The organism is Calothrix rhizosoleniae SC01 (assembly GCF_900185595.1).
GTDB classification, from domain to species: domain Bacteria; phylum Cyanobacteriota; class Cyanobacteriia; order Cyanobacteriales; family Nostocaceae; genus Calothrix_A; species Calothrix_A rhizosoleniae.
This window is the reverse complement of sequence record NZ_FYBH01000201.1, coordinates 1-10,642: the sequence shown is the minus strand read 5'-3', so window position 1 is coordinate 10,642 and position 10,642 is coordinate 1. Positions and strand designations below refer to the sequence as shown.

The window sequence follows — 10,642 nt, the reverse complement described above, 5'->3', positions numbered from 1 at the left end:
TGGATGTTCCTTACCTAAAACTTTCTCCACAATTGCCAGGGAGCGCAGATAAAGGGATTCTGCCTTGGCATAATTCCCCTGGGAACTGTAAATTATTGCTAAATTGTTGAGTTTAGCTGCCACAAAAGTATGTTCCTTGCCTACAACTTTCTCCAAAATTGCTAGGGAGCGTAGATAAAGAGGTTCTGCCTTGGTATAGTTTCTTTGTGAAAAGTAAAGCGATCCTAAATTGCTGAGGGTTTTTACCACGTCTGGATGTTCCTTATCCAGTACTTTCTCTGAAATTGTCAAAGAACGCAAATAAAGAGGTTCTGCCTTAGCATAATTTCCCTGTACATGATAGAGCGTTGCTAAATTGTAGAAGCCTTTTACCACGTCTGGATGTTCCTTGCCCTGTACTTTCTCCAACATTGTTAGGGAGCGCAAATAAAGGCGCTCTGCTTCAGCATAACTCCCCTGCGACAGGTACATTCCTGCTAAATTGCTAAGGCTTTTTGCAACATTAGGATGTTCCTTACCCTGAACTTTCTCCAAAATTGCTAATCCACTTTCTGCTAGAGGAATGGCTTCACTGTATTTGCCTTCCTGAATCAATATATTAACTTGTTGATTCAGTTTCTGTACTTCTGCTAATTCTGAGTACTGCTGGGTTGATAATGATGGCTGGATTTGTTCTGCAACTGCTCTTGGTATACTTACCAAAAGTCCCCATGTCATTGCTGTGGCGATTGAGTAAGATACCAGTTTTAAGGGATTGCAGTTAAGGAATTTTAGCTTGAAAAAGTTGGAAGGCATTAATTTGGCTAAATTACGGAGTTCTATAATATACTTTTTTATTGGATACAAAGGATAAAAAACTGACTTTTGGAAATTTTCCCTGTATCAGTAATTGTGATGTGGTCTACTCTGGATATACGAATATAATCATGTCTCTAGACACGGGAAAAATTATTTTTATTTATACTAGCTAGTATTACATGCTCTATTTGTAAAATTGATAGTATTTCTTCAAGATTTAGTGAAATTTGTTTGAAAATAAGTCATAATCTCTTTCCAATAGCGAAAACTTAAACACATCATTGAAAAAATTTATTCTTTTTTAAATTGTCACAAATGCCCTCCTTCACTCCTTCACCCCTCCCCTCATCACCTAACAATTTTCTTCATATAATTACCCCATAACTGAGCCGCTTGGGCACTACTACCAGAAGTGGGGGAATTATTGTCATTTCCTAGCCAAATACCAGTTGCTATTCGCCGATTAGGTACAAAGCCAATAAACCACAAATCAACATTTTTGTCTGTGGTTCCGGTTTTACCTCCTTCTCCCTGTCCAATAGCTGCACTACGTCCAGTTCCGCTACTGACGACTCCCTGTAGTAAGCGGCTCATTCTTCGGGCTATACTTGCTTTTAAAACTCTCTTATTGGCATCAGCATCTTGATCAAAAGAATAGATGACACGGCAGGTTTGTAAGTCATTTCGATCGCGGCAATCACTGCTGTCTAAAATCCGACTAATAGCATGGGGACGATTCCAAACACCATTATTATTAATTGCCCCAAAAGCTCCTGTCATTTCCAAGACGTTGACTACACTTTGACCTAAAACTAGTCCTGGTACTGCTTCTAGTTCTGATTTAACTCCCAGTTTTCGTGCCATCCTCACCACTTTATCTAAACCAACTTCACGAGCTATTCTCAGAGCAATTGGGTTTTCGGAAAGGGCAAGTCCCCTTGTCATATCTAGGCTACTAGCACCGGTGCGACAGGGCTTGTAGGTAAAGCCTCTCCAAGTGAGGGAAGAACAAGAATAGGTTTTACCTGTGGATATTCCTGCTTCCATAGCTGCGGCGTAGGCAAAAACTTTAAAGGTAGATCCTGGCTGTCTTTTGGCTTGATAAGCACGGTTAAACTGACTGGTTTGAAAATTCTTACCACCTACCATCGCTAATATTCCACCGGTGCGGGAATCCAGGGTTAATATAGCCCCTTGGGAAAATCCAAAATTGGAGCCACTGGTATTCACTGCATTCTTTAGGGCATTTTCTGCCTGGGATTGCATGGAGGGATTTAATTGAGTTTCAATAATAAAGTTGCCTTCTGCTGCTAAATCTTTGCCTAAAATTGATTCCAATTCGGCAAAGACATAATTATAAAAGTAAGGAGCAATAGTTTTTGCTTGTTGTTCGCAAACTTTAGGACTAATTTCAATGGGCGAACGTCGAGCGCGATTGTAGTCATCTTGCTTCATTTTACCCATTTCCAGCATTCGTCTCAGTACACGATTGCGATAACCAATGATATTCTGCTTACTTTTGTTATTCCCACAGAAATTAAATCCGTTGGGAGCTGGTAAAATTCCGACTAATGTGGCGGCTTCTGCGGCGGTTAATTCTTTGGCTGATTTCTCAAAGTAATAGCGGGCTGCATCTTCAAAGCCGGAAGTATCCACTCCTAAATAAACTCGGTTTAAGTAAGTTAGTAAAATATCATCCTTACTGTAGAAAGTTTCCAACTTCAGTGATACCACAGCTTCCCGAATTTTACGCCCCAAGGAGTCCTGTCTGCCTACATAATCGCGGAATAAGCTACGAGCAACTTGTTGGGTGACTGTACTAGCCCCTTGCTGAACATCACCACTACGAGTATTAATTAACAAGGCTCGTAAAATTCCTAAGGGATCAACACCTAGATGCCAGTAAAAACGGCTGTCTTCTGAAGCAACCACGGCTGCTGGTAAATAGGGGCCAAAATCAGATAATTTTTTCATGTCAACATGAGCCGTGGAGCGTGGCTCACGTAAGGGAGTAAAGCCATCACGGGCATACACAATCACTGGAGCACGGGTGGCTGTAGGTAGGGGTGTGACGGAGAATTTTAGCCATTCTACAGCGATCGCTAAGGAAACTAAGGCGGTAATACCTGCTACTCCATAACCCGCCCAAGTTGCAGCTTGACAATACCAAGGAGGTGGATCAACATATTGTAGTCGCACAGATGCGGCTAATTCTGGTGGCCCCAGGGTGAGAATATCTCCGTGACGCAGCTCTAAGTTCGTCAGTCGCCGCTTACCACGATAGATCCCATTGGTAGAGTTTTCATCCTTAATCATAAAAGCTGGTCGCCTTTGGGATGAATCTCTGGATATGGACAGATGAATTTGACTAACTACGGGATTGCGAACAACAATATCACTAGATTTAGAACTCCGACCCAAAATGTAGCGATCGCCTAAAAGGGGATACACTTCTGCCCTATCTGCCCCCGCATCCTGCACCCACAGTTCTGGTACCCTAGCATTAGGCTTCAGTGCCAGTTTGGAAAAATCTACTCTAGCTTGAATTGTCTGTACTGCTTGGGTAATCTGACCGAGCAATGTTTGTGGTTTTTGAGGAGGTTGGGGGGAACTCATTAGCTATTCACACCATATTTTTTACAGAAGAATTGGGAAAATGCAATCTCTATATTACTATTTTTACCGAAAATAATGGGTCTACAGCCGAGCCCATAAGAGTGCAAGTTTTGCTACAACCAATTGTTTCTCTTTAATTAATAGCAAAACTGTCACGAAGAGGCTGGGGAGCAGGGAGCTCTTAGCAGGGGAGAAACCCCATATATAAATATAGAGGGCAGTGCAGTCTTGAGGTTTCCCCAAGTAGAGCAACTTCGGAGGGCCTGAAACCAAGTTTTCGCTACGCTCCACAGCAGGTGAAAACGGCATTCCCCCCCAGCAAGACTGCACCTTTTCCTCCTGTTTCTTCTGGTCAAGAAAGCTCTTAAAGTATCACTATTAAATATACATCCCTACTTAGACAGATTTTATTGGAGCAATTGTTTGATTTAATTAGCGGAGTAAGTCTTTGAGGTGTTGAGGTTCAGTAAATATGAAGGGAAAATTTATTACTTTAATTACCACAAGTGCAATTCTGGTTCTTACAAGTAACTTAGCTGTAGCACAAACAACAGAACAAAATCAGCCGAAAAAATTGAGATCGGATGTGATGAAAATTTTGTGCGAAAAATCCCCTTTGAATTCTCGTTGTCAAGGGAAAAATCAAGTTTAAGAAGAGCAATCAACTACAGAAGTACCAACAACTGAAACTACCCCCAATATGGAGGAAACTACTATTCCGGAAAATACAATTCCAGATAGTAACACAACCACTCCACAACAATCTCCAAGCGATGCCCCTACTAATATAACCCCATTACCAACTCCTAACTCAGAAGAAAATCCCAGTAATATAACACCATTACCAACTCCTAATTCAGAAGAAACTGAAACTAATGAAATGCCTTCTACAAAATTGGATGGCACTAAAAATCCTGTCCCTGGTTCTATGGAAGAGCAACCAATCAATATGCCTGAAGTAGAAAATACTTCACCTGAATCTGATGATTCCAAAGAATAAATAGCTAAGGTGATTTCTGAAAATAATTTTACCAATGACAAGGGCGTAAGCCTTGCGCTCCTATGGTGAATTTGTAATCGCCTGGTAATTTTAATTCTGGAAATTTCCTAAATGGTTGCGCCAATAGAAAGTTTTGTATATTGGCAAGATATTAAGTTAAAGATAGAGGTAATCAATTTCTTTGATTACCTCTATTTATGTTATTTAAATGTTTTTTATTATTCTTGACTGAAGCATAAAAGGATAATTCCCTAAATTTATTTATGGACAAATAATCAATAGTTTTGCTCCGATGTATAAGCACAAAGTACAATAATTCACTTCTCTATATTAGTCTCTGTGGGTTGCAGGGTTTTGTTTAAAATTTGCTATTAATAAAGACACAATTCCAATATTAATAAACACATCAGCTAAGTTAAACACAGGGAAGTTAATGAGGCGAAAATCCAAAAAGTCAACTACATAACCTAAAACAAATCTATCTATGCCATTACCCATAGCTCCACCTAATATACAGCCATAACCAAGCCTTTCCCAAAAATTTAAGTTTGGTGCAAAACAAGCAAAAGCTATCAATGCCAAGCTCACCAATAAAGATAGCCAACGCAACCACTCCACTTGACCTGAAAATAAACTAAATGCTGCACCAGTATTTCTAACATATGTAAAATGAAAGACTCCTGGTATTAGAGGTAGAGTTTCTTTGAGGTTAAAAGTTTTGACTACCAAATATTTTGTTAGTTGGTCTAAGAAAAAAGTAACAAAAGCAGTAATCCAGAAAAAGCGGTTTTTCCAACGCATAGTTTAGTCGATTGATAGTCAAAAAGTTTAATATTTTAGATTAACTCCACAAATAAATCTGGTATTTTTTACCATGAAGTAATCAACTTTCAGTCAGTTTTTGTGATCAATGTCAATTGCAATAAATCTTCTCAGGACTAATAGAACATTACATGTCTTAGCACATAAGCGATCGCAGTCACAGCACAAACAACAGCTAATTGTCCTGGTAATGCTAACCAAGAATATTTGTAAATTACCTGCAATAGTGTTTCATTTTCCGTACCTTGCAATTGCACAAGATGACTGATGGTCAAATAAGTTATACCGCAGATGTGAACAGCCAACAAACCAGAAATACAACTAAAAGCTAAGGTTTCTAATTTCGGTCGAGCCTGAAATGCCAAAAAACCACAAACCCAAGCTCCAGGAATGAAACCCAGCAAATAGCCAAACTGGGATAATTTGATATAACCAATCCCACCACCATCGGTAAATACAGGCAATATCGTTAAGCCCATAACTAAGTAAGCTATTTGGGACAGGGCACCTGCATTTTTTCCACCCAAGCATCCAACCAATAGTACACCACCTATTTGAAATGGCACTCCTAAGGAAATAGTATGGATCTCTTGGTTAACCCAATTCCACGGAAAGGTAGTCACATGGACTTCTAGAAAAGTCCCGGCTATGGTTAGCATTAAGCCAATCATAGACCATAGTAATTGATTGGATGCGGCTAACATTTACAGGTTACTCATGTAAAATATTTTCATTCAAAGCCGAACTTCGAGACTCAGGCTCAAGGATTTTCAGCTAGTATTTACTGATTAATAAAAATAGATTCATTTTTATAATTCACTAGCGCCAATTTTTTTGTTTTTTCAATTAAGACAAATTGCAACATACGGTATATTATTTTCCCCTGAGTATACTACATCTTGGTCAATAGAGGTAAATTATAGCTAATAGATTGGTGTAATTGAATCAATAATCTGTTTCGCTATGTAATAAAAGTGTAAATAACTACTTGATTAAAAGTATAAATACACAAGCAAACTCTGATCGCAAAAAGTTCAAAACCACACTGTATTTAATAAGTCAGAATGTAATATTTATACCTGTAAGCAGATTGAGATAAATGCCAAAGAGTATATTTCTACAAAGAAAATTAAATTTTTCAAAACTAACTATAAAGAATTTAGTTTCTTTTTATTAGCCTTAACCTTACCTTTACCATTGGCAATTATAGTTATAAACGCTTAGGATAAAATTAATAAAATCAGACATAACATGTCCCAGGAAATAGAAGTAGCAAAAATTTCTCCCCTAGCGAGAAATATCTCAGTAATAGCACTTACAGTTAGCCTGACTGCTTGTGGTGGTACTACCGATACAGCAACTCAAAATCAATCCTCTAGTGCGACAAAAACTGCTGCCACTAGCACAGGAAAATTAGATTTAGGTGGCAACCTCACCATCAATGGTGCTGGAGCTTCTTTTCCTGCTCCCTTGTACCAGCGTTGGTTTGCAGATTTGAATAAAAAATATCCCAATTTGCAAGTTAACTATCAGTCAGTTGGTAGTGGTGCTGGGGTCAAACAATTTAAGGCTGGTACAGTAGATTTCGGTGCTAGTGACGTGGCAATGAAGGATAAAGACATTGCCGAAATTGATGCTAATAAAGGAGTGCTTTTGCTACCAATGTCTGCTGGTAGTGTTGTTTTCGCTTACAATTTGCCTGGAGTAAACGATATAAAATTGTCCAGAGAAGTTTATATTGATATTCTTCTGGGTAAGATTAAAAAGTGGAACGATCCCAAATTGACAGCAATTAACTCTGGAGTTAATCTTCCTGACAAAAATATCACATTCGTGCATCGTTCTGATGGTAGTGGAACCACAGGAGTATTCACCAAACACCTAAGCGCCATTAGTAAAGAGTGGGAAAGTAAAGTTGGTGAGGGTAAAACTGTACAATGGCCTACTGGTGTAGGTGCTAAAGGTAATGAAGGTGTAACAGCTCAGATTAAACAAACTGAGGGTTCCATTGGTTACATTGAGTACGGTTATGCCAAACTCAACAACATTTCTTTTGCGACCTTGGAAAATAAAGAAGGGGAATTTGTTAAGCCTTCTGATGAGGCTGCATCCAAAACCTTATCAGCAGTTACCCTCCCATCCAACTTGCGTGCTTTCATCAAAGATCCAGAAGGAAAAGAATCTTATCCAATTGTTACCTATACTTGGATTTTGGCTTATCAAAAATACGATAATCCTGCCAAAGCCAAAGCTGTAGAAGCAATGATTGAGTATGGCCTAACTGAAGGTCAAAAGGTGAGTACAGAGCTTGGTTATGTCCCCTTACCAGAAAATGTAATCAAGAAAGTTGCAGCAGCAGCAGATACCATTGCTCCTGATTACACAATTTCCGTGGCTAATAAGTAGAAGATGTGGGATAATCGGTACCCCTAAGTATTGCCATCAATATCCCCATAATTCAATTTATAGTGTGGTTTGCTCCCACACCTTCCAGCATTGGTAGGTTAATTTATTCCATGAATATACAAGACGAAAATATTCACATGAAAATTCAACCTCGATCGCAACTAGATAAATTATTGGATCGCGGTTTTATTTGGCTGACGCAATTTTTTGCTTTTGCGATCGCAGGTGTTTTATTGTGGATAGCATTTCAAGTAGGTGCCCAAGGGATACCTGCGATGCGGGAGTTTGGTTTGGGGTTTTTAGCCAACAGTGCTTGGAACCCTGTGAAAAGTGACTATGGAGTTCTACCGCAAATCTATGGGACTTTAGTTAGTTCCTTCATTGGTCTACTCATTGCTGTACCCATTGGTGTTGGCACTGCTGTCCTCCTCAGTGAGAATTTTTTGCCATCCAAAGTTAAAACAGTGATGGTGTTTTTGGTAGAATTATTAGCAGCTATTCCCAGTGTCGTATATGGCATTTGGGGAATTTTTGTCTTAGTGCCAATTTTGACAAATTTTGGTAAATGGCTACATGGTATCTTGGGTTGGGTGCCAATTTTTAGCAGTCCTCCCACAGGACCAGGGATGTTAGCTGCGGGAGTAATCTTAGCCATTATGACTTTGCCGATTATTACAGCTATTTCCCGAGATGCACTGATATCCGTGCCTCCTAGTTTACGTCAAGCAGCTTTTGGGTTAGGAGCTACTCGTTGGGAAACGATTTTGAAAGTTCTAATTCCCGCCGCATTTTCTGGCATTGTCAGTGCGGTAATGTTAGCTTTGGGTCGGGCAATGGGAGAAACTATGGCTGTCACCATGTTGATTGGGAATGCTAATAAGATCAATGCTTCCGTATTTGCACCAGCTAACTCTATTGCTTCTTTGTTAGCCAACCAATTTGCAGAGGCAGATGGTTTGCAGATATCAGCATTAATGTATGCTGCCTTAGTCCTGTTCTTTCTAACTCTAATAGTGAATATTATCGCTGAGTTAATTGTTTTGCGAGTCAAACGGATTTAGCATTTTCTGTGTTTAATGTTATATGGTTTAATACTATATGGATCCTAGCTTTTCCGATCTGCCAGACAGCGATTTAATTCGTAGAAACTTAAGTCGTTCTCCCACCTCTCCTCGAACCCTATTTAATAACTTAATGAATGGGGTAGCAATCATTTGTGGAGTGTTGGCTTTATTACCCTTAATGGCAGTGCTATCCTACATCTTAATTAAGGGTGTGGGTAGTCTAAATTTGAGCATATTTACAGAATTACCACCACCTCCATTAGTTGAAGGGGGAGGCTTCCGTAATGCGATTGTTGGCACCCTCTTGATGGTAGGCATTGCTGCATTAATTACCGTTCCCTTCGGAGTATTAGCAGCAATTTATTTAGTCGAGTTTAGCTCTAAAACTGTATCCCGTTGGATTCGTTTTGCAACCAACGTTCTCAGTGGTATACCCTCAATTATTGCTGGGGTATTCACCTATGGTTTACTTGTCTCGACAAAAATTGTCGGATTTTCCCCCATTGCTGGGGGTGTAGCTCTATCGGTACTAATGCTACCAATTGTCATTCGTACCACTGACGAAGCCTTGCAATTAGTCTCAGATGATTTGCGACAAGCTTCCGCAGGTTTAGGAGCCACTAACTTCCAGACAGTTGTACAAGTTATATTGCCAGCAGCTTTACCTGCAATTATTACTGGAGTCACTTTAGCAATTGCTCGGGCAGCGGGAGAGACTGCTCCCCTGATATTTACAGCGTTATTTTCTCAGTTTGCCTTTAACGGCTTATTTCAACCCATTGCTTCCCTTGCTGTTTTGGTATTCAACTTTGCCATTGTTCCCTATCCTAATCAGCAATCATTGGCATGGGCAGCTTCCTTAATTTTAGTGTTAATGGTTTTGATTACCAGCATAATTGCTCGCTGGGTTTCTAGTCGTAAATCTTAATTAACTCTAAGACTTGAAATTATATGATTCAATACTGACTCAATTATTATGGCTACTAATGTTGATATTGGCAACCAAACACAAACTGTTTTAAGAACAGAGGCTTTAAAGGTTTACTATGGAAATTTTTTGGCACTTAATGATGTTTGGCTAGATATACCCAGAAACCAAGTAACAGCATTTATTGGACCTTCTGGATGTGGAAAAAGTACCTTACTACGATGTTATAACCGTTTGAATGACCTGATTGAAATATTTCGGGCTGAAGGTAAGGTTTGTTACTATGGCGAAAACCTCTATGCTTCTCATATTGATCCAGTAGAGGTGCGTCGCCGGATTGGGATGGTGTTTCAAAGACCAAACCCCTTCCCCAAATCAATTTATGACAACATTACCTTTGGGCCCAAAATTAACGGATTCAAAGGTGATTTAGATGAGTTGGTAGAACGTTCCCTCAGACAAGCAGCCTTATGGGATGAAGTCAAAGATAAATTACGCCAAAGTGGTTTATCCTTATCTGGAGGACAACAACAAAGGTTGTGTATTGCTCGGGCGATCGCAACTCAGCCTGATGTTATTTTAATGGACGAGCCATGTTCTGCCCTTGACCCAATCTCTACATTAAAGGTAGAAGAGCTAATTCACGAACTCAAGCAACGCTATACCATTGTCATTGTTACCCACAACATGCAACAAGCATCGCGGGTATCTGATAAAACGGCATTTTTCAATGTCGAACCCACAGAACAAGGAGGGCGGATTGGCTATTTAGTAGAATACGATAGAACTGAAGCTATTTTCCAAGACCCTCAACAAGAAGCTACCAAGGAATATGTAAGCGGTAGATTCGGCTAATATCGCCACAGTTAGGAATGCTACATATCAAAATCAAGCTCCTTGTACTTTCGTATGTATGGGGAGTTTGTTATTAGATATAGCGCTACGCACTAGGGAACAGCATTCTGTCACAGTGTTTCAGCAAGCCCTACTTATTACTTATTACTTATT

The 10,642-nt window shown here is 39.6% G+C and carries 10 protein-coding genes; 6 read left to right on the top strand and 4 right to left on the bottom strand.

Translation table 11 applies throughout. The annotated features are described in order from the left end of the window. A partial coding sequence (locus CALSC_RS12480; RefSeq protein ID WP_235006771.1) for a tetratricopeptide repeat protein occupies positions 1-717 on the bottom strand: 717 nt, incomplete at its 3' end. 429 nt (positions 718-1,146) lie between these two features. Then, on the bottom strand, positions 1,147-3,414 hold the full coding sequence (locus CALSC_RS12475) for a transglycosylase domain-containing protein (RefSeq protein ID WP_088241668.1): 2,268 nt from the start codon (positions 3,412-3,414) through the stop codon (positions 1,147-1,149). 472 nt (positions 3,415-3,886) lie between these two features. Between CALSC_RS12475 and CALSC_RS12465 the strand changes: the two genes are divergently transcribed. Together CALSC_RS12465 and CALSC_RS12460 are read left to right on the top strand one after the other, a co-directional pair. Further along, positions 3,887-4,066, top strand: coding sequence for a hypothetical protein (locus CALSC_RS12465; protein WP_088241666.1), 180 nt, complete (start codon positions 3,887-3,889; stop codon positions 4,064-4,066). Between the two features lie 48 nt (positions 4,067-4,114). Continuing rightward, entirely contained in the window at positions 4,115-4,414 is a 300-nt protein-coding gene (locus CALSC_RS12460; RefSeq protein WP_088241665.1) for a hypothetical protein, read from the top strand. 330 nt (positions 4,415-4,744) lie between these two features. Here the strand turns inward: CALSC_RS12460 and lspA are convergent, their stop codons facing one another. Both lspA and CALSC_RS12450 read right to left on the bottom strand, forming a co-directional pair. Next, the gene (lspA, locus tag CALSC_RS12455; RefSeq protein ID WP_088241664.1) at positions 4,745-5,215 is read right to left on the bottom strand and encodes a signal peptidase II; all 471 of its coding nucleotides are present in this window, start codon (positions 5,213-5,215) and stop codon (positions 4,745-4,747) included. A 137-nt stretch (positions 5,216-5,352) separates the two neighbouring features. After that, a complete protein-coding gene (locus tag CALSC_RS12450) occupies positions 5,353-5,940 on the bottom strand; it encodes a biotin transporter BioY (RefSeq protein WP_088241663.1) in 588 nt (195 codons plus the stop codon). 547 nt (positions 5,941-6,487) lie between these two features. Here CALSC_RS12450 and pstS point away from each other — a divergent pair. From pstS to pstB, 4 genes are all read left to right on the top strand, one after another. Further along, positions 6,488-7,642 carry a phosphate ABC transporter substrate-binding protein PstS gene (pstS, locus tag CALSC_RS12445; RefSeq protein ID WP_088241662.1) on the top strand — a complete coding sequence of 385 codons (1,155 nt, stop codon included), beginning with the start codon at positions 6,488-6,490 and terminating at the stop codon, positions 7,640-7,642. 110 nt (positions 7,643-7,752) lie between these two features. Beyond that, positions 7,753-8,703, top strand: a complete 951-nt coding sequence (gene pstC, locus CALSC_RS12440) for a phosphate ABC transporter permease subunit PstC (RefSeq protein WP_088241669.1) — start codon at positions 7,753-7,755, stop codon at positions 8,701-8,703. 37 nt (positions 8,704-8,740) lie between these two features. Continuing rightward, a complete protein-coding gene (gene pstA, locus CALSC_RS12435) occupies positions 8,741-9,634 on the top strand; it encodes a phosphate ABC transporter permease PstA (protein ID WP_088241661.1) in 894 nt (297 codons plus the stop codon). A 48-nt stretch (positions 9,635-9,682) separates the two neighbouring features. Then, entirely contained in the window at positions 9,683-10,489 is an 807-nt protein-coding gene (gene pstB, locus CALSC_RS12430) for a phosphate ABC transporter ATP-binding protein PstB (protein WP_088241660.1), read from the top strand. The last annotated feature ends 153 nt before the right edge of the window (positions 10,490-10,642 follow it).

Excerpts from the sequence above, each read along its gene's own strand:
- CALSC_RS12475 (WP_088241668.1), bottom strand. The coding sequence starts at position 3,414 with ATGAGTTCCCCCCAACCTCCTCAAAAACCACAAACATTGCTCGGTCAG.
- CALSC_RS12465 (WP_088241666.1), top strand. The coding sequence starts at position 3,887 with ATGAAGGGAAAATTTATTACTTTAATTACCACAAGTGCAATTCTGGTT.
- CALSC_RS12460 (WP_088241665.1), top strand. The coding sequence starts at position 4,115 with ATGGAGGAAACTACTATTCCGGAAAATACAATTCCAGATAGTAACACA.
- pstC (WP_088241669.1), top strand. The coding sequence starts at position 7,753 with ATGAATATACAAGACGAAAATATTCACATGAAAATTCAACCTCGATCG.
- pstB (WP_088241660.1), top strand. The coding sequence starts at position 9,683 with ATGGCTACTAATGTTGATATTGGCAACCAAACACAAACTGTTTTAAGA.
- pstA (WP_088241661.1), top strand. The coding sequence starts at position 8,741 with ATGGATCCTAGCTTTTCCGATCTGCCAGACAGCGATTTAATTCGTAGA.
- pstS (WP_088241662.1), top strand. The coding sequence starts at position 6,488 with ATGTCCCAGGAAATAGAAGTAGCAAAAATTTCTCCCCTAGCGAGAAAT.
- lspA (WP_088241664.1), bottom strand. The coding sequence starts at position 5,215 with ATGCGTTGGAAAAACCGCTTTTTCTGGATTACTGCTTTTGTTACTTTT.
- CALSC_RS12450 (WP_088241663.1), bottom strand. The coding sequence starts at position 5,940 with ATGTTAGCCGCATCCAATCAATTACTATGGTCTATGATTGGCTTAATG.